14 protein-coding genes are annotated in these 18,754 nt (G+C 68.0%); 10 read left to right on the top strand and 4 right to left on the bottom strand.

The annotated features are described in order from the left end of the window. Positions 1-66 precede the first annotated feature (66 nt). Positions 67-1,170, top strand: a complete 1,104-nt coding sequence (locus GOAMR_RS18055; RefSeq protein WP_005191221.1) for an acyl-CoA dehydrogenase family protein — start codon at positions 67-69, stop codon at positions 1,168-1,170. Positions 1,171-1,318: 148 nt separating this feature from the next. Continuing rightward, positions 1,319-2,248, top strand: a complete 930-nt coding sequence (locus tag GOAMR_RS18050; protein WP_005191219.1) for a LysR family transcriptional regulator — start codon at positions 1,319-1,321, stop codon at positions 2,246-2,248. Between the two features lie 202 nt (positions 2,249-2,450). On the opposite strand, the gene GOAMR_RS18045 is transcribed toward GOAMR_RS18050, so the two are convergent. Further along, on the bottom strand, positions 2,451-3,659 hold the full coding sequence (locus GOAMR_RS18045) for an acyl-CoA dehydrogenase family protein (RefSeq protein ID WP_040515765.1): 1,209 nt from the start codon (positions 3,657-3,659) through the stop codon (positions 2,451-2,453). Between the two features lie 192 nt (positions 3,660-3,851). Between GOAMR_RS18045 and GOAMR_RS18040 the strand changes: the two genes are divergently transcribed. The 4 genes from GOAMR_RS18040 to GOAMR_RS18025 all read left to right on the top strand — a co-directional run bounded on the left by GOAMR_RS18040 (position 3,852) and on the right by GOAMR_RS18025 (position 11,770). Continuing rightward, entirely contained in the window at positions 3,852-5,300 is a 1,449-nt protein-coding gene (locus tag GOAMR_RS18040; protein ID WP_083837003.1) for an FAD-dependent oxidoreductase, read from the top strand. A gap of 44 nt (positions 5,301-5,344) precedes the next feature. Further along, positions 5,345-6,193, top strand: coding sequence for a YcnI family copper-binding membrane protein (locus GOAMR_RS18035; RefSeq protein WP_005191212.1), 849 nt, complete (start codon positions 5,345-5,347; stop codon positions 6,191-6,193). Continuing rightward, positions 6,190-7,788: a copper resistance CopC/CopD family protein gene (locus GOAMR_RS18030; RefSeq protein ID WP_005191210.1), complete on the top strand. Its 1,599-nt coding sequence runs from the start codon at positions 6,190-6,192 to the stop codon at positions 7,786-7,788. Before GOAMR_RS18035 ends, GOAMR_RS18030 begins: the two co-directional genes overlap by 4 nt. A gap of 241 nt (positions 7,789-8,029) precedes the next feature. Then, positions 8,030-11,770, top strand: coding sequence for an ABC transporter ATP-binding protein (locus GOAMR_RS18025; protein WP_005191209.1), 3,741 nt, complete (start codon positions 8,030-8,032; stop codon positions 11,768-11,770). A 42-nt stretch (positions 11,771-11,812) separates the two neighbouring features. Here the strand turns inward: GOAMR_RS18025 and GOAMR_RS18020 are convergent, their stop codons facing one another. Beyond that, positions 11,813-13,078, bottom strand: coding sequence for an amidohydrolase family protein (locus GOAMR_RS18020; protein WP_005191207.1), 1,266 nt, complete (start codon positions 13,076-13,078; stop codon positions 11,813-11,815). 114 nt (positions 13,079-13,192) lie between these two features. Between GOAMR_RS18020 and GOAMR_RS18015 the strand changes: the two genes are divergently transcribed. Next, positions 13,193-14,149 (top strand): TIGR03564 family F420-dependent LLM class oxidoreductase, encoded by a 957-nt coding sequence (locus GOAMR_RS18015; protein ID WP_005191203.1) that lies wholly within the window; start codon positions 13,193-13,195, stop codon positions 14,147-14,149. Positions 14,150-14,313: 164 nt separating this feature from the next. Here GOAMR_RS18015 and GOAMR_RS18010 read toward each other — a convergent pair whose 3' ends face one another. After that, entirely contained in the window at positions 14,314-14,637 is a 324-nt protein-coding gene (locus GOAMR_RS18010; protein ID WP_005191197.1) for a DUF4286 family protein, read from the bottom strand. Between the two features lie 27 nt (positions 14,638-14,664). Next, positions 14,665-15,690 (bottom strand): ferredoxin--NADP reductase, encoded by a 1,026-nt coding sequence (locus GOAMR_RS18005; RefSeq protein ID WP_005191189.1) that lies wholly within the window; start codon positions 15,688-15,690, stop codon positions 14,665-14,667. Positions 15,691-15,875: 185 nt separating this feature from the next. Between GOAMR_RS18005 and GOAMR_RS18000 the strand changes: the two genes are divergently transcribed. From GOAMR_RS18000 to GOAMR_RS17990, 3 genes are read left to right on the top strand one after another with little or no spacing between them, the layout of a single operon-like run. After that, positions 15,876-16,796: an acyl-CoA dehydrogenase family protein gene (locus GOAMR_RS18000; RefSeq protein ID WP_005191186.1), complete on the top strand. Its 921-nt coding sequence runs from the start codon at positions 15,876-15,878 to the stop codon at positions 16,794-16,796. Then, on the top strand, positions 16,783-17,868 hold the full coding sequence (locus GOAMR_RS17995) for an acyl-CoA dehydrogenase family protein (protein WP_005191183.1): 1,086 nt from the start codon (positions 16,783-16,785) through the stop codon (positions 17,866-17,868). Before GOAMR_RS18000 ends, GOAMR_RS17995 begins: the two co-directional genes overlap by 14 nt. A 2-nt stretch (positions 17,869-17,870) precedes the next feature. Beyond that, the gene (locus tag GOAMR_RS17990; RefSeq protein ID WP_005191180.1) at positions 17,871-18,638 is read left to right on the top strand and encodes an enoyl-CoA hydratase/isomerase family protein; all 768 of its coding nucleotides are present in this window, start codon (positions 17,871-17,873) and stop codon (positions 18,636-18,638) included. Positions 18,639-18,754: the final 116 nt, after the last annotated feature.

Below are 18,754 nucleotides of genomic sequence, written 5' to 3'. Positions count from 1 at the left end.
CGATGAGAAATAATTACCCGTAAGCGAATTGGCGTCGCGTGGGATATACGAACGTACGGTGACACCATGACCACTGCAGCCGACATCACCGCACCCTCGGTCCAGACCGATCCGACAGCGCACCCCGTGTACCGGGAGTTCGCCCGATTCACCGAGGAGGTGCTGGCGCCGCGTGCGGTCGAGATCGATCGCACCGAGGTGCCGCGCTCCCACATCGACGGATTGCGGGAGATCGGCTACCACCGGTTGTTCGTCCCGGAGCAGTATGGCGGCGTCAAGCTGCCGCCGCGGGTGGTGAACGCCATCAACAACCTGCTGTTCGGCGCGGACCCGTCGACGGCGACCATCGTCACCCAGCACGGCGCGCCGGTCCTGCCGGCCGTCACCGCCGGCACCGACGACGCGCTGGAACTGCTGCCGAAGCTGGCCTCCGGGGAACTGATCGGCGGCGCCGGCATGGGGCACGTGCGCAGCTGGCCGAAACGCCGCGGCACCATCGCCACCCGGGTTCCCGGCGGCTACCGCATCGACGGTGTGATCGGCTGGCATTCGGGCTGGGGACTCACCGACGTCATCTGGCTCGGCGCCGTCGACGAACAGCGCGAGGAGTTCGTCTTCGGGATCGGCTTTCTCGACGACCCGGCGATCAGCGGCAGGATTCTCCCACTGACAGCCGTGTACGGATCACGCACCGCCGAACTCAGACTCGACGGGTACTTCCTGCCCGATGCCCTGGTGACCGAGGTGGTGGCGGTGCAGGAGTACCGGCGTCGCGACGGCACCCGCGCCCAGGAACTGCAGCGGGCCAAACACCTCAACCCCGACGTCGACGAGGCCGACCTGGCCGCGATCCCCACGGCCGGGCCGTACGGCCTCGCCCGTGCCGCACTCGACGACGCACTCCGCATCAGCGGCGACGACGATCACCTGATCGCGTTGTCCGCGGAACTGGAGACTGCCGCGGCCACACCCCTGCCCGACCCGCATTGGCGGGCCGCCCTCAACGAACTGGCGGTCCGTGCCACCACAGCGGCAGTCGTGGCCGCCGGTGGGGCGGCTCTGCTCGACTCGGACATCGCACAGGTCAGGGCGCGGGCGGCACAGTTCCTGCAGGTGCGTGGTCTGGCGCCGAGTGTGCGGGCGGCGCACTTCGCCGCCTACTCGCGGTAACCACGCGCCCGTAAAGTCTTCCTGTCCGTAAGTTCTCCCGCGCGCCGATGTCGCCGTAGATATCTTCAGGCTGCGTGCAACGCCTCGATCCTGCCGCGAACGGCACCATACTGGGACTCCTGGCCGCGAAACCCGAGGAGGATGTCTCATGCTGGACCTTCGGCGAATGATGTTGCTCTGCGATCTCGCGGAGCTGGGAACCGTCACGGCCGTCGCCGAACGTCGTGCCATCACGAGTTCGGCGGTGTCACAACAGCTGCGGGTGCTGGAGGAGGAGGCCGGGGCCACGCTGTTCCGGCGTGAGGGGCGGACCCTCGGGCTCACCCGCGGCGGCCTGGTGCTCGCCGAACATGCCCGCCGGGTGCTCGGGGCGGTGGACGAGGCGATCAGCGCGGTCGCCGCCACCGCCGACCGGACCTCCGGCCGGCTCATCGTGGCCTCGTTCAATCTGGGTGTCCGGTTGCTGGCCGCCCCGATGACCGCCCGGCTCAGTGCGGTCGATCCCGAGATCGACGTGCAGATCCGGCAGGTCAATCGGGCGGGAGCACTGCGGCAGCTGCGACAGGGGGAGGCGGATCTGGCCATCACCTGCGACTACGACTTCGGCCGCCACGAATCGCTGAGCGGATTGCGGGGGGTGCCGCTGCTGACCGAACCGATGGTGCTGCTCGCCCCGCGACGTCTGCACGCCTCGATCCGCTGCCGCGGCCTGGGGGTGCTCGCCGACGAGGCCTGGGCCACCGGCATCCCCGATTCTGGACTGCACACCGCTCTGCTGCGGGCAGCCGACCGGTCCGGGTTCACCCCGCACATCACCCACCAGCTCTCCGGGTCGGCCAATGTCTGCGAACTCGCCGCCGCCGGGATCGCCGTCGGGCTGGTGCCGGCGCTGGCTGTTTCCGAACAGCTCGCACCGCTCGTCGTCGAAGGGCTCGACCTGGAAAGCCGGCGCATCGAGGTGGTCACCCGATCCGGGCGGTTGGAAGATCCCAATGCGCTTGCCGCCGTACGGGTTCTGCAGGAGGTCGCCGCCGAGGTGGAGGCGTCGATCACTGGATCGTGGGTGTCGGTCGCCTGAGTGGTTGTGTTCGCGATTCCTTTCGCTGGTTGAGGTGCGAGGGTGCCCTTTCGTTGGATTCTATTCGCCGGTTGAGGTGCGAGGAGCGTAAGCGACGAGCCTCGAAACCCGGTGAGCTGACAATGTCGTCACCGGGTTTCGAGGCTCATCGCCTTGCGGCTCTTCGCACCTCAACCAGCACATGCTGCGAAGGCCTGCTGTCTCAGAAGAAGCCGGCCTTGGGGATGGGGGTGTTGTTCACCTCGTGGTCTCCGATCACCCGGGCCTTGTACGGGGTCGGGTTGTGGGAGAACAGGGTTCGCAGGTTGCGCCAGTGCCGGTCGAGATGCGCCGACGAGCGGGTGGCCGAGGCACCGCCCACCGCGAACAGATCGCCCGCGGCCTTGAGCGCCAGATCTTCGATACCCACCTTGGTCTTGGCGGCCAGGAGCGAGGCGCGCTGCTCACGCCGGTCGCACACCGCGCCGTTGGCGATCGCGTACGCGGCGGCGTCGTCCTGGGCGTCGGCGGCGGCGAGAACCGTTGCCTCCGCGACGAATGCGGCCGACGAGAGCCTTCCGACGACCTCCAGCAGCTGGGGGTCCTCGGTGGGCTTCGGCGCCGCCGCGTACACATACGTGCGGTTGCGGGTACGCAGCAGCTCGGCGGCGTCGGCCACCACCGCGCGCAGGATGCCGGCGGCGATCGCGTGCAGGATGAGCTGCGGCTGTGAACCGCGGGGCCGTTTCGGATCCTCCGGGCTGTCGAAGTTGATCAGCTCGTCCGAGGCGACGTACACGTTGTCGAGGATGGTTGTGCCGCTGCCCGTCTGGGCCTGACCGATGCCGTCCCAGTCGTCGGCGTGGATGACGCCCTCCCGGTCGGCGGGGATGAGAGCGGCACGCTGCGTGCCCGCATCGTCACTGGCGGTGACCCGCAGATAGTCCGAGTAGAGGCTGCCGGTGCTGTAGAACTTCTTGCCGTTCAACCGGAACCCGTCACCGTCGACGGTGAGGGTGGTGTCGTAGTTGTAGGTGCCCACCGTCTTGGTGGTCAGCTCCGACGACACGCCGCCGAAGACCACTCCGTCGGCGATGCTCGTCAGCCACTGCCGGTCGCTTTCCTGACCCCGCAGCCGAAGCCGGTCCTCGGTGAAACCCCAATGGATGCGCAGGATATGCGGCACATCGGGGTCGGCCTCGGCGAGCCTGATGATCAGGCTGTACAGGTCCCGCTTGGAATAGCCGGCACCGCCGAGTTCGGCGGGAAGCCGGACCGCGCCGAGCTTGTGCGAGCGGATCAGTTTCAGCGCGTGCTCGGGACGTCCGCCGCCGGATTGCCTGCGCCTCTTGGCATCCTCGGCGATCTCGGCGATGATCTCCCGCAGCTCCGGGGAGTCCGGCGCGGGCGGGGCGGCGCTGGTTCCTGTCACGGGTTGTGCTTGCGCTGATTCTTTTGTGGCAGCGGGTGATTCGATGGTGTCGGTCACAATGATCTCCAGTCGTCAATTGCGGTGGCCCCATCGTGCGTTCGATGCCGTGCCCGGTCAACCTTGCGGCGCTAAAAGATTCACGTAGAAGAAGTTCGGTTGTCCGGCGGTGGACTGTGCTTAGTGTCGGTTGCCATGACTGTTGACAACCCCCCGGAAGATATCCGTTCGAATCCGGGAATCTCCGATGACCAGGCCTCGCGCGATGCGCAGGAATCATTGCGCCTTCTCGGCTATCACGACCTCGCGAATCTGATCGATGAACCCGGCGACAACGGGGGTGCCGACCACGACGTGCTGATCGTCGGCGCCGGGCAGACCGGTGTGACCGCGGCGTTCGGTCTGCGCAGACGTGGCGTGCGCCGGATCAGCGTGATCGACGCCGCCCCCACCACCGCCGGCCTGGCCTGGCGCAGCACGGCGCGCATGCGCACACTGCGGACGCCGAAGACCCTGGCCGGGCCGGAGCTGGGAGTCCCGGCATTGTCGTTCCGCGCCTGGTACGACGCGACGCACGGTGTGGGCGGATTCGACCAACTCGGGCGCATTCCCACCGGCGACTGGGCCGATTACCTGGACTGGTTCCGCGAACAGGTCGGTGTCGACGTGCGCCGTGGCGTGCGGCTGGAATCGATCGAACCCACCGACGACGGCCACATCGCCCTCCACCTGCTGCGGGTGGACGGCTCGCCGGAGGAGGGGACGACCCGACGGTGGGTCGAGACCGCCCGCAAGGTGGTCCTGGCCGCGGGGGTGTCCGGAACCGGTGGCCCGCTGATTCCCGAGGTGGTCGCGGAACTGTCGCCCGCGGTGTTCGCGCACACCGCCGACGCCATCGACTTCGCCGCGCTGACCGGAAAGTCCGTGGCCGTGCTGGGCGCGGCGGCGTCGGCATTCGACGCGGCGGCAACCGCTTTGGAGGTCGGTGCGGGGAGCGTCGACGTCTACACCAGACGCCCCGAACTGGTGATTCCCGACCCGTCCGGACCACCGATCAACCGGCTGGTGCAGGACGCCTTCCCGCATCTGCCGGATGCGGAACGGTGGCGCAGGCGCAAGGCGACCTTGACCGCCGGGGCGAGCGTGCCGTCGGACTCGGTGGAGCGGGCGGCGCTGTTCGGGAATTACCGGCTGCACGTGTCGGCGCCGTGGATCTCGGCGCGCGAGGACGACGGCCGGGTGACGGTGCAGGCCGAGGACGGCACCGCGACCTACGACTTCGTGATCGCCGGTACCGGCTACCAGCAAAACCCGGAGAGCCGCACTGAACTGGCCTCCATCGCACCGCTTATCGCGCTCTGGCGCGATCGCTTCACCCCGCCGGAAGGTCAGGACTCGGAGATCCTCGGTGTCGTCCCCTATCTCGGTCCCGGCTACGAGCTGACCGAGAAGGATTCCGGCCAGGCACCGTGGCTGGCGAACATCCACGTGTTCTCGATCGGCGCCAACGCCAGCTTCGGACTGCCCGTCGGAGACGTGCCGAGTCTGCCCACCGGCGTTCCGCGCCTCGTGGAGGCGATCATCCGGGATCTGGTGATCGCCGACCTCGACCTCGATCGCGCCCGCGCCGTCGCGGCCCGGTAGCCGGCGCCCGGTGTCCCACCACCATCGAAAGGCCAGGAACGGTCATGTCACACAACAAGTCACATAACGAGAACCCGGGACCCCGCCACGGGTTGCGGGCAGCGATCGTGGCGCTGGGGGCGCTCGGTCTGACCGCCTTCGGCGCCGGGGCCGCCTCGGCGCACGTCTCGGCCGACCAGACGGTGCAGCCCGCCCAGGGCGGTTACGGTCAGGTCCGGCTCATCGTCCCCACCGAATCGGACACCGCGCGCACCACGGCGGTGACGGTGACGATCCCCGGCTCCGTCGACCTGGCATCCGCCAGGACACTGCCGATTCCCGGCTGGACGGCCACGGTCATCACGGCGCCCGACGGTCAGACAGAACGGGTCAGCCGTATCGAATGGAAGGCCGACAACCCCGCGAACGGTTTGGGCGCACAGGAATTCGGTGTGTTCACCTTCTCGGCCGGAAAATGGCCGACCGGTGTGGATTCGGTCTCGCTGCCCACCGAACAGCGCTACAGCGACGGCAGTGTCGTGCGGTGGAACGAGGAAGCCCTCGACGAGGCCAGTGAGCCCGAGCATCCCGCACCGACCGTCCTGCTCGGCCAACCGGAAGGCCACGGTGGTGCGCACGGCCAGGGTGCGCACGGCCAGGGCGCTCCCGGCGCTGATCGCGACACCGGTGCCGCGGCGGAATCCGATTCATCGGACCCGGTGGCCAGGATTCTCGGTGTCGTGGCACTGATCGTCGCGCTCGGTGCCGCGGCCGTCGGCGGTGCGTTGTGGCAGCGCGGCCGGCCGGGAGAGCGCCCGGCCGCCGGTGAGGCCGCCGCCGTCCCGGAAAGTGAAGGCGGAGAACGTGATCTCGTGAGCGTGGGCAGCGGGGAGAGCGGTCCGGACCGGTCATGACGGCGGCGCTGCGGGCCGCGGCAGCGCTGCTCGCATCACTGCTGACCGGTGTGATCCTGGTGGCGTCGGCGGCACCGGCCTCGGCGCACGCCACCGTCGTCTCAAGCAACCCCGCCGACGGCGGCCATGTCGACTCCGTCCCGGATGTGCTGACCGTCGAGCTGAGCGAGCCGGTGACGATTGTCGACGGTTCGGCATCGGTGATCACCGCCGAGGGCGAGCGGATGCGGCTGTCGGGGGTGCGGCTGGAGAACGGCAACCGACGGGTGGTGATCGACCCGGCGGACGGGCTGGGCGACAATGCCTACCTGGCCACGGTGCGGACGGTGTCCGCCGATACCCACGTGATCTCGTTGTCGATCCGGTTCACCGTCGGCTCGGTCACCGACCTGAGCGGGATCCCGAAGGCCACCGAGGCGAGCAGCACAGCCCTCCGGTGGGGCTGGGTGGCCAAGACCGCGGTGTATCTCGGTGTCATCCTGACCGCCGGACTGCTCCTGGCCGCACGGATGGTGTGGCCAGAAATGCTGTCCGGCAACAGATTCACCCGCACCCACCAGGCCGGTGCGGTGATCCTGCTGCTCGGATTGCTGGGCCGGTTCATCGTGCTGAGCGCACAGCACGCCGGTGGTCTGAGCGCGGTCACCACCGATGTCGCGGGCGATGTCCTGAGGACCTCCGCGGGCTGGTCGATCGCGCTCGCCGCCGTCCTGAACCTGTCTGTCGCCTGCGGCGTCACCAGGCTGCGCGGTGGACGGTACACCGGCTACCTCGCGGCGGCGGGCGCACTGACCGCGGTCGCGCTGGGCGGGCACGGCGGGTCGGCCGACCGCTGGCCGGTGGCCTTCATCGACACCCTCATCCACGTGTACGCGATGTCGGTGTGGCTCGGTGGGGTGGCGGTGCTCGCACTGCTCGCCCCCGCGCACAGCCGCGTCGCACGATGGCACCGAGTGGCGCTCGGACACGTCGCGCTCGTCATCGTATCCGGGGTGATCCTGGCTGTGCTGCAGGTCGATCCGGTGGCCGCACTCGGCACCACCACCTACGGGATCGTGCTGCTGGTGAAGGCCGGTGCGGTGGCGATCGCCGTCGCGGCGGGATTCTGGGCCTACCGCAGATACGCGCGGACCGATACCGGGCGTGGCGTCGTCATCGGTGAACTCGCGCTCGTGGTGGTGATCGCCGCGGCGACCGCCGTGCTGTCCTCGACGACCCCCGCCCGTGACAGCTACACCACACAGGTGGAGGCCACGCTCGACTTCGGGCAGGCCCGGGTGCTCGACGTCGGTATCGACACGATCCGGCGCGGCGACCAGACGATCACGGTGCGGTACCGGCGTGACGCACGGGCCGGCGGAGCCGCGGTGCGTGAACCCGATCTCGACATCGAACTGTCCTCGGCCGAGGCGAACGTCGCGCGACTTCCGGTGACTGTCCTGCGCGCACCGGACGGCACCGGCTCCGGCCCCGCGGAGACGGTGTGGCGCAGTGATGGCCTCATCGTTCCCGCAGCGGGGAATTGGAAAGTGACCGTCCGCTTCGACGGTGGTGACGGGCCGAAACTCGCGTCCTTCGGGTATCGCGTCCGATGATCAAAGGGAAATCGGTCCGCCCGTCGACGACGGGGTACGGCTTAAAATTCATTGCGATCGAATGAAGAATTGTTTACCAATTACACGGTGGCAGTAGGCAATACGTTTACCGTCGGGGTGGTCCGGTATCGTTTATCAATGCGTCGAAACCCGATCGACCCAGAATCGGACATTGCGTCCGGCATCAGGGGCATCGCGGTCGGCGCTGAAAGTCCGTGGCGCTCGAAGGGATTGATGTCTGGTGAGCTCGAAGGTAAAAGACGGTCGGGGAACGCTCACATTGCTGGCGCCTTTACTCGGCCGGGCCAACCTGCGCAGGATACGCGCCGGGATCGTGCTGTCCGTGCTCGCCCAGATGACCCTTGCCGCCATTCCGCTGATCCAGCAGCGGATCGTCGACGACTGCATCGTCACCGACAAGCAGTCGCTCGGCACCTGGATCACCATCCTGCTCGCGGTGGGTGTGCTGTGCTTCGCGTTGCAGTACCTGCGCCGCTCCGTGGGCTTCCGGGCGGCTGCCCGCGGGCAACGCGACCTGCAGGAACGCGTCCACCGGCAGATGCAGCACCTCGACGCGGGAGCCCGGGGACGGTTCCGAACCGGTGATGTGATGTCGCGGGCCACCAGTGACCTGACCCTGATCCAGATGTTCCTGCAGCAACTGGGCCTGCTCGCCGGCAACCTCACGCTCCTGACCAGCGCGCTCATCGTGATGCTGTACCTGTCACCGCTGCTGTCGCTGGTGATGGTGATAGCCGTCCCGCTGTTCCTGTGGGTGGCGGCCCGGTTCCGGGCGCGCACCTTCCCGGCCAGCTACACCGACGCCGTCTACAAGGGTGCGGTGGCCGGAGTGGTCGAGGAAGCCATCACGGGCGTGCGCGTGGTCAAGGCGTTCGGTCAGGAGGAGCAGGAACAGCGCACCCTGAACTCCGAGGCCCGCACCCTGTTCCAGTCCCGGCTGCGGGCCGCCCGAATCACCGCCCGGTTCTCGGCCTCGCTCGACGCCTTCCCGGGCCTCACCCAGGTCGGGGTACTCGCCCTCGGTGGGCTGCTGGTGATGCACGGCGACATCACCCTGGGCGTGTACCTGGCCTTCTCCAGCTACATCCTGCAACTGGTCACCCCCGTCCGGTTTCTGTCGAGCATCCTCACCACCAGCCAGCAGGCGCGGGCGGGTGTGGCGCGGCTGCTCGACCTGCTGAGCGCGAAGTCCGAGGTCATCGAGCAGCCCGACGCCCCCGACCTGCGGGCCGGGCGCGGGCTGATCGAGATCGACCACGCCGACTTCGCCTACGCGGGCGGCGAGCGGGTGCTCACCGACATCACGCTGCGGGTGGAGCCGGGCGAGCGGCTTGCCATCGTCGGGGCGTCCGGGTCCGGCAAATCGACACTCGCGTTGCTGCTGGCCCGCTTCTACGACCCGGCCTCGGGCCAGATCCGCATCGACGGTCAGGACCTGCGGGACTGTTCGGTCGGATCCATCCGTCGCGCCGTCGGCCTGGTGTTCGAGGAAGGTTTCCTGTTCTCCACCACCATCCGCGACAACATCGCCTTCGGCCGCCCCGACGCCGGCGACGACGAGGTCGAACGCGCCGCCGTCGCCGCCCACGCCCACGGATTCATCTCCGGACTGCCCGGCGGCTACGACACTGTGGTGGGCGAACGCGGTTACACCCTCTCGGGCGGGCAGCGTCAGCGCATCGCCCTGGCCCGGGCAGCCCTGGCCAACCCGCGCATCCTGGTCCTCGACGACGCGACGTCGGCGATCGACGCCCGCACCGAACACGCCATCCATCATTCCTTCGACGAGGTGCTGGCCCAGCGCACCACGGTGCTCATCGCCAAACGCTATTCGACGCTGCAACTGGCCGACCGGGTCATCGTGCTCGACGGCGGACGGATCGTCGATCAGGGCACACCCGACGAACTGCAGGAACGATCGGAGCTGTTCCGGGAACTGATGACGGGACCCGACTCCGACGACATCGGTGCCGCCCCGGCCGGTGAGGTGACCGCGGTCGACGCCGTGGCATGGCCCGCCGACGTGTCCCGCGACGGCGCGGCCAAGGTGAGCAGTTTCGCCGGCGACGCGCTGGCCCGGTCGTCGGCCGGTGGCGGTGGCCCGATCAGCGACAGTTCCCGGCTCGGCAGCCTGGCGACCGAATCGCCCGAACTGCTCGCCGCCGTCGCGGCCCTGCCGCCGCTGGCCGGTGAACCCGAGGTGGACCTGGCCGCGCAGACCGCACCCAACAGCCACTTCACGATGGGGGCCGTATTCCGGCCCTTCGCCCGGCCGCTCGCCCTGGGTGTGCTGCTGGTGGTGATCGACGCCCTCGCGTCGCTGGCCGGGCCCGCCCTCATCCGGTGGGGTGTCGACCACGGGGTCGTCCGCGACTCGGTCACCGTGCTGTACGTGGTGGTGGGGTCGCTGCTGGCGCTGCAACTGCTCATCTGGGTGAATCAGCGGTACATGACGTTTTTCACCCAGTGGACCGCCGAGCGGATGCTGTTCGGCCTTCGTGTGCGGACTTTCGCTCACCTGCAACGGCTTTCGCTGGGCTACTACGAGCAGCACCAGGCCGGCAAGATCATGACCCGGATGACCTCGGACGTCGAGGCCTTCGCGCAGCTCCTGCAGCAGGGACTGGTCACCGCGCTGGTCAGCCTGCTCACCTGCGGCGGTATCGCAGTCGTCCTCGCGGTGTTCAATCCCGCCTTGGCGCTGGCTGTTTCGATCATCTTATTGCCGCTGGTGGTGGCGACCGCGGTGTTCGGGCGCAAGTCGACGCGGTCGTATCTGGTGGCCCGGGAACGGATCTCGGTGCTCTACGCTGACATGCAGGAAAGCCTCAACGGAGTCACCGTCAGCCAGGCGTACAACCGGCAGAGCGCCAACGAACGTCGGTTCGCGGGCCTGGCCGAAAGCTACTGCGCGGCCCGGGAGCGGTCATACGAATTGCAGGCCAGGTTCTTTCCGTTCATCGACTTCCTCAGCGTGATCGCCAAGGCCACCGCGCTCGGGGCGGGGGCGAGCATGTTCGCCGCGGGACACCTCACCGCCGGTGTGCTGGTGGCGTTCCTGCTGTACCTCGACCAGTTCTTCGCGCCGATCCGGCAGCTGTCGTCGGTGTTCGACCAATGGTTGCAGGCCAAGGTCGCGGCCGGTCAGCTCGGGGACCTGCTGCGCACCCCGTCGGCCACACCGGCCGCCGAGGCGCCCGTCGTCCCGGGCCGGCTGCGCGGCGACATCGATCTCGATGACGTCACCTTCGCCTACGAATCCACCGGGCTCGTCGTGATGGACGACGTGTCGCTGCACATTCCATCCGGACAGGTGGTGGCGCTGGTCGGCACCACCGGCGCGGGCAAGTCGACGCTGATGAAACTGGTTGCCCGGTTCTACGATCCGGACAACGGGACGGTCCGCATCGACGGGGTGCCGCTGAAGCAGCTCGACCTGCCGTCGTACCGGCATCAGCTCGGTTTCGTTCCGCAGGAACCGTTCCTGTTCAGCGGCACCATCCGCTCCAATATCGCCTACGGCCGCCCCGGCGCCTCGGACCTCGAGGTGGAGCGGGCCGCACGCGCGGTGGGTGCGCACGAGTTCATCCGTGGCCTGCCCGCCGGATACCTCACACCGGTCAGCGAACAGGGCACCTCGCTGTCGGCGGGGCAGCGGCAGTTGCTCAGCCTGGCACGGGCTCTGCTGGTGGATCCGGCGATCCTGCTGCTCGACGAGGCCACCGCCAATCTCGACCTCGCCACCGAGTCGCGGGTGCAGCGGGCGATGGGACTGGTCGCCAGTGGCCGCACGACCATCGTCATCGCCCATCGCCTGCACACCGCCCGCGCCTCGCACCGGATCCTGGTGGTGGACAACGGCGTGATCGTCGAGGACGGCTCCCATGACGAGCTGGTCACCGCCGGTGGTCACTACGCCGGCCTGTGGGCCGCCGCCTCCGAGCAGGTGGCCGCCTCATGATCGCGCGTCACCGGACCACCTCGAAACCCTCTGAGGCACAAATCAAGTCGCGGCAGCGGCCTGCTTCTCGTGGTAGCGCCGGGCCCATTCGGCGCGGGAGCGGATGGACACGTCGACATCGGCGGCCGCCTGGCGCAGCGCGCCCACCGAGATCTCCTCGCGGGTATGGTGCTTCAGCGGATCCCAGTTGAAGAAGCGGGCCGAGTTCTGCCAGCCGATCTTGTCGATATCCGAATCCGACGCCCCGGCCCGGTTGAGCTCGTCGAGCATGAGCTCGGCGGCGTTGGGCCAGAAGCAGTCCGAATGCGGGTAATCGCACTCCCAGGCGATGATGTCGATGCCGATCTCGTTGCGCAGCAACAGCGCCGTCGGGTCGGTGACGTAGCAGGCCAGTGAGTGCTCGCGGAACACCTCACTCGGCAGTTTGCCGCCGAAGTCGCGGCGCAGCCACTTCTGGTTGGTGTAATGCCGGTCGCAGCGGTCGAGATAGAACGGGATCCAGCCGATGCCGCCCTCGGAGAAGGCGAACTTGAGGTCGGGGTAGGCGCGCATCGCCGGACCCCACAGCAGATCCTGCGCGGCGATCGCGGAGATCTGGGTGGCCAGCACGATCAGGTTGTCGATGGGGGCGTCCTTGGCCATCGAGATGGCTCCGAAACCGGAACCGATGTGCAGGCACATCACCAGCCCGGTGTCCGACAGCGTCTGGAACACCGGACCCCAGTAGTCGATGTCGTGGTAGCTCGGCAGCCCTTCCAGATGCGGGATCTCGGGCATGGTGACCGCGCGGCACCCCTTGGCCGCGACCCGCCGGATCTCGGCGCACATCGCCTCGGGATTCCAGGTGGGCAGCAGTGCGAGCGGGACGAAACGTTCCGGGTAGGCGCCGCACCATTCGTCGATGTGCCAGTCGTTGTACGCCGACACCATGATCAGGGTGACCGGGTCCTGATACTGGTTGAGGTGCCGGGCGGAGAAGCCGGTGAAGGTGGGGAAACACATCGAACCCCAGATGCCGTTGCGGCTCATGTCGCGGACCCGCTCGTGGACGTCATAGGCGCCCGGGCGCATCTCGGCGAAGCCGGCGGGGTCGCGGCCCCACTCCTCGGCGGGCCAGCTGACGACGGCATTGAGGCCGCTCACGCCGGCCTGTTTGCCCTGGTACATCCACTTGTCCACGCCCTTTTCGTCGGTGAAGACGACGGGCGCCTGATCCTTGTACTTCTCGGGAACGTGACGCAGGAACATGTCCGGTGGTTCGACGACGTGATCGTCGATGCTGATGAGCACCAGATCATCGAGATTCATAGGTGGGCCTCCTGACGAGAATCTGACTACCATCCACGATATTGGTATTCTCCCATTCTGCAAGTAGCATATTCAACAGATGCCGGTCTGCCGGCGGCTGGGAGGCGAAACAACATGCGCATGGGCGTGATGGTGGGTCCGGAGGGCGGCGACGCCGCCCGCAAACTGGGCCGGATGATCAGGGACGCGGAGTGGGCGGAGAACGCCGGCTTCGACTCGATCTGGATTCCGCAGGTGCCCAGCGACTTCGACGCGCTCATCGCGGTCGCCGCGGTCGGGGCCAAGACCAGCCGTGTCGAGATCGGCACGGCCGTGGTGCCCCTGCATGCTCAGCATCCGATCGCCCTTGCCCGGCAGGTGCTTTCGGCGCATGCGGTCTCCGGTGGCCGGGTGGTGCTCGGCATCGGGCCGTCGCACCACTGGATCGTCCAGGACATGCTTGGCATCCCGTACTCCAAGCCCGCCGCCTACACTCGCGATGTTCTCGACGTCCTCGACAAGGCACTGCACGGACCGGGCCCTGTCGATGTGGAGAACAACTCGTTCACGGTGCACAATCCGCTCGACCTTGAACCCGTCGCGCCGCTGCCGGTGATGCTGTCAGCGCTCGGGCCGGTGATGCTCAAGATCGCGGGCGAGCGGGCCGACGGCACCATTCTGTGGATGGCTGACGAGAAGGCGATCGGCGACCACATCGCACCCCGCATCAACGCTGCCGCCGAGGCCGCCGGGCGTCCCGCGCCGCGCGTCGTCGCCGGAATCCCCGTATGCCTGTGTGCCCCTTCGGAAGTCGACAAGGCGCGGGAGCGTGCCAACCTGCTGCTCACCGAGTCGGAGTTCTCGCCCAACTATCAGCGGCTGCTCGACCACGGCAATGCCCGAGACGCCGGTGACCTGATCCTCGCCGGCGACGAGGACGAGATCCTGGCCGGATTCCAGCGCTACATCGACGCCGGTGTGACCGACATCTCGATGCGCCTGCTGCCCGTCGGCGACACCCGCGAGGAACTGCGCGCCTCCCGCGACCGCACCCGGGAGGCCGTGGCCTACATGGCCAAAGACCTCCGGTAGACCTGTTGGGAGCGCGGGGTTTTCGGGTGCCGCGCGAGGTTCATCAGGGATCAAGATGGTTGGGCGTGACCAAACATCTTGATCCCTGATGCCGATGCGATGAAGGAGCGAGGGACGCGTTGGGTCCGGTGGCCTTTCGGCTCCTTACCTACGCACCTCGCTGCCTACGGTGCGGACTGTTCGGCGGTCAGTTCGAGGATGCGCATGGCGGGCGGCGGATCGAACTGCATCGAGTCGCTCATATTGAAGCCACCGCTCTTGGCCGCGGCGAACACACCCTTGGCCGCAGCCGTGACATCGTCGGCTTCGATGTCGTACACCGCGACATAGGGTTCACCGGGGCGGACCGGACGGAACCGGCGGGCGGAGACGAAACCGTCGAGGGCGAGCACCTCCGGCATGTGCACGGTCTCGTACCACTCGTTGAACTCGGCGTCGCGCTCGGGCGAACTGGGGTGGCTCTCGACGAGCAGAATGCCTTTGGCCATGGGGGTTTAACCTTTCGTTGTCTTGCGTCAGTCCTCATATGTGACCACAGTCGTGGCGCAGTCGGGTACGGCTTGGCAGGTCAGGGTGTAGCCGTCCTCGATCTCGTCGTCCTCGAGAGCGTCGTTGACGCGCATCGTGGCGGTGCCCTCCTCGAGGTGGGCGATGCAGGTGGCGCAGTTGCCGGCCTCGCAGGAGAACGGCGGGGTGAGACCGCCGCGGCGGGCCGCCTCGAGGATGGTCTCACCGGCCGCACGGTCCACGGTGACCTTCTTGCGTTTGAGCGTGATGGTGACGGTGCCGCTCACCTTGTCGGCGGTGTCCGCTGCGGGGGTGGTCTGAGTCTCGGCACCCTCGGGTAACTGTGCCGCCCCGCCGAAACGCTCGACGAACAGGGTGCCGCGGCCGGTGACGGCCGCCTCGACCACATCCATGAACGGTTCGGGGCCGCAGATGTAGTGGTCGGCGTCGGAGAGGTCGCCGAGAAACGCGGTCACCGCGTCGCGGGTGAGGAAGCCGTTCTCGACGTCGAAGCTGCGCCGGACCGTCAGCCTGCCCGGATAGCGGGCAAGGAGGTCGTCGACGGCGGCGGTGAAGATGGCTGCGTCGGCGTCGCGGTCGGCGCACAGCAGGTAGACGTCGCGGTCGGTGGTGGCCAGGGCCGACTTGGCCAGCGACAGGATCGGTGTGATGCCGCTGCCCCCGCTGTACCCGATGACGGGCTTGTGGCCGTCCTTGAGGCAGAAGGTGCCGAAAGCCCTGGTCATCTCCAGGGTGTCGCCGTCGGCGATGTTGTCGAGCAGCCAGTTGGACACCTTGCCGCCGGGGACTCGTTTGACGGTGGTGCACAGTTCGTCGTCGGTGTCGGGGGAGCTGGACATCGAGTACGAGCGGTACAGCGTCTCGCCGTCGACCTCGACACGGAACGTGCAGTACTGGCCCGCGCGGTAGGTGAGCGGGCCGTCTTCGGGCGCGAGGACGAAGGTCCGCGCATCGGCCGTCTCCTTGATGACGCGGGTGACGGTGGCGCGCTGGAACATCGGGGCTCTCGACACGGCCTCTCTCCTCTGTAGGGCTGCCGTCGCGGCAGGGGCGGCTCCGGGTCCGGGCCTGCGGATCCCGGCTTGCCAACCGCGACGGTATTGCAGTTCTATTGATGTGAGAATCATATTCTCACATTGAGGTAGCATCCTCTCAAGTTCCCCGAATCTCAACCTTCCTGATCCGTGTTAGGAGACCGATGGACGCACGGTTGACCAGCGAGCAGGCGCAACTCCGCGACGCCGCCGCCAAACTTGCCACCGACCTCGGCCCCGAATCGGTGGCCGCACTCGACTCCGCGCAGCGCCGCTCCCGGCTCGACGCCGCCGTCACCGGCTCCGGGTGGCGCACGCTCCGTTCCGACGGCGCCTCGGGCGTCGAGGTCGCGGTGGTGGCCGAAGAACTGGCCCGCGGCCTCGTGGACACGCCGTTCCTCGGGCCGATCCTCGCCGATGATCTGCTCCGGCACGCCTCGGCATCGGAAGCCGGGGGCACAGGCGAGGGCGCCACCGTCGCCATCGGCGACATCGCCATCGACGCACGCGGCAGTGAGCGTGTGGTGAGCCTCGACGGCACCACCGTGTTGCTCGGCACCCCCGGCGATGCCGCGGTCTGCGCCGACCTCACCCGGGAGTCGGCGCGGGTCGGGTCTGCGGGTGAGTCGGTGGGCACCGTCTCCGATGCCGACGCCCGGCGCTGGTACGCCCTCGCGCTCACCACCACCGCCGCCGACCTGCTCGGCGCCGCCCGCGGGGCGCACGCGCTCGCCTGCGACTACGCCAAGATCCGCGAACAGTACGGCAAGACCATCGGCTCGTATCAGGCCGTGGCGCATCTGCTGGCCGAAGGCCTCGCGCTGATCGAGGGCATGGTCAGCATCGTGCGGCACGCCGCCTGGGCCGTCGACGAACTCGACCCCGAGGATGCGGTGCGGGCCGCGCAGATGGCCAAGGTGTACGCGGCGCGTTCGGCACTCACGGTGTGCGAGAACTCGATCCAGGTACACGGCGGCATCGGCAACACCTGGGAATGCCTGGCCCACCTGTACCTGCGCCGGGTCCTCGTGGCTACCGAGACATTCCCCGTCACGTTGAAGGAGATCAGCAGTGGACTATCGTGACTCGCCCGACGAGGCGCAGTTCCGCGCCAGGCTGCGGGCCTGGCTCGCCGACAACGCCAAGGACTTCCCGACCTCCGGCGACGAGTACTGGTCGCGGCAGGGCGAATGGCACCAGGCGCTGTACGGCGCCGGATTCTTCGGGCTGTCGTGGCCCAAGAGATTCGGCGGCCACGACCTGCCGCCCGTCTACGACGTGATCCTCGACGAGGAACTCGCCAAAGCCGGTGCCCCGCCCCGGCCGAGCCTGGGCTACCTGCTGCACGGACTGTGCCGGCACGGCAGCGCCGAACTGCAGGAGCGTTTCCTGCCCGGCATGATCGACGGCACCCAGCGCTGGTGTCAGGGGTTTTCCGAACCGGGCGCCGGTTCGGACCTGGCGTCGCTGCGCACGGCCGCCGTCCGCGAGGGCGACGAGTACGTCATCAACGGGCACAAGATCTGGACCAGCTACTCCGACATCGCCGACTGGTGTCTGCTGCTGGCCCGCACCGACCCGGATGTGCCTCGGCACCGGGGGATCTCGGCGTTCATCGTGCCGATGGACACACCCGGCATCGTGCAGCGGCCGCTGAAGATGATCAGCGGCATCACCACCGAGTTCGGGCAGGTGACCTTCGACGACGTCCGGGTTCCGGCCGGGAACATCGTCGGTGCGCCCGGCGACGGCTGGGCGATGGCCATGACCGTCGTCGGGCATGAACGGGAACCGTCGACGCTGGGGTACGTGGCCCGGTACGCCAAGACGGTGCAGTCGCTGGTATCCCGAGTGGACGAGCCCACCGACGAATTGGCCTTGGCAGCAGTCGAAACCGAGATGCTGCGGCTGCATGTGCGGCGCAGACTGTCCGAACAGCTCGACGGGGTCTCGCACACCTCGGAGGGCTCGCTGGACAAACTGCTGATGACCTGGACCGAGCAGACCGTTGGGCACGCGTCTGTGTCGGTGGCCGGGACCTCCGATCCGGAACTGCTCAGCTCGTACCTGTATTCGCGGGCGCAGAGCGTGATGGGCGGGACGTCGCAGATTCAGAAGAACATCATCGCCTCGCGGCTACTGGGATTGGGAGTGTGAACATGTACGGAATGCCCGACGAGATCGAGGTGACCGCCGAAGGCGCGTTGCGGATCATCACCCTCAACCGTCCCGACGCCCTCAACGCCGTCAACGACAACCTGCACTCGGGGCTGGCATCGTTGTGGGATCAGCTCACCGACGATCCGCAGGTGCGGGCCGCGGTGCTGACTGGCAGGGGCAAGGCCTTCTCCGCCGGTGGCGATTTCACCTACCTCGCCGAACTGGGGCAGGATGCGGCGTTGCGCGCCAAGACGATCCGGCACGGGCGGGAACTGGTGCTCGGGATGGCGCGCTGCCGGATTCCGGTGGTGGCCGCCGTCAACGGTCCGGCCGTCGGATTGGGTTGCAGCCTGGTGGCTTTGAGCGACACCGTGTACATGGCGCCGACGGCGTATCTCGCCGATCCGCACGTGCAGGTAGGTTTGGTCGCGGCCGACGGTGGTCCGCTGACCTGGCCGTTGCAGATCAGCCTGTTGCAGGCCAAGGAGTTCGCGCTCACCGGCACCCGGATCCCCGCCGAGCGGGCGGTGGCGCTGGGACTGGCCAATCACGTCGTGGACGATCCTCTCTCCGAGGCCATCGCGTGCGCCAAGAAGATGATGGAGTTGCCGCAGCAGGCCGTCGAGGCGACCAAGCGGATGCTCAACATCCACCTCGAACGTGCGGTGCTCGCGAGCCTGGACTACGCGAATATGGCAGAGGAACTGTCGTTCCAGACCGATGATTTCCGGGCGACGATCGCTCGGCTGACCGCGCCGAAAGGGTAGCGGGGCATAGGGGTTTCGGGGTGGTCCGGTGAGGATTCTTGTCTCACCGGACCCTTCGTGACCCTCGCTCCTTCGTCGCTTCGGCCTCAGGGGTCAAGATGTGTGGTCGCGTCGGC

Origin of the sequence: Gordonia amarae NBRC 15530, assembly GCF_000241345.1 — a bacterium.
Taxonomy (GTDB): domain Bacteria; phylum Actinomycetota; class Actinomycetes; order Mycobacteriales; family Mycobacteriaceae; genus Gordonia; species Gordonia amarae.
The sequence above is the reverse complement of the archived record's forward strand: the minus strand, read 5'-3'. Positions and strand labels throughout refer to the sequence as shown.

Bases quoted from the DNA above. Each gene is read 5' to 3' on its own strand.
- GOAMR_RS18030 (WP_005191210.1), top strand. From the start codon at position 6,190: ATGACGGCGGCGCTGCGGGCCGCGGCAGCGCTGCTCGCATCACTGCTG.
- GOAMR_RS18035 (WP_005191212.1), top strand. From the start codon at position 5,345: ATGTCACACAACAAGTCACATAACGAGAACCCGGGACCCCGCCACGGG.
- GOAMR_RS18015 (WP_005191203.1), top strand. From the start codon at position 13,193: ATGCGCATGGGCGTGATGGTGGGTCCGGAGGGCGGCGACGCCGCCCGC.
- GOAMR_RS18055 (WP_005191221.1), top strand. From the start codon at position 67: ATGACCACTGCAGCCGACATCACCGCACCCTCGGTCCAGACCGATCCG.
- GOAMR_RS18010 (WP_005191197.1), bottom strand. From the start codon at position 14,637: ATGGCCAAAGGCATTCTGCTCGTCGAGAGCCACCCCAGTTCGCCCGAG.
- GOAMR_RS18020 (WP_005191207.1), bottom strand. From the start codon at position 13,078: ATGAATCTCGATGATCTGGTGCTCATCAGCATCGACGATCACGTCGTC.
- GOAMR_RS18040 (WP_083837003.1), top strand. From the start codon at position 3,852: ATGACTGTTGACAACCCCCCGGAAGATATCCGTTCGAATCCGGGAATC.
- GOAMR_RS18000 (WP_005191186.1), top strand. From the start codon at position 15,876: ATGGACGCACGGTTGACCAGCGAGCAGGCGCAACTCCGCGACGCCGCC.
- GOAMR_RS17990 (WP_005191180.1), top strand. From the start codon at position 17,871: ATGTACGGAATGCCCGACGAGATCGAGGTGACCGCCGAAGGCGCGTTG.
- GOAMR_RS18050 (WP_005191219.1), top strand. From the start codon at position 1,319: ATGCTGGACCTTCGGCGAATGATGTTGCTCTGCGATCTCGCGGAGCTG.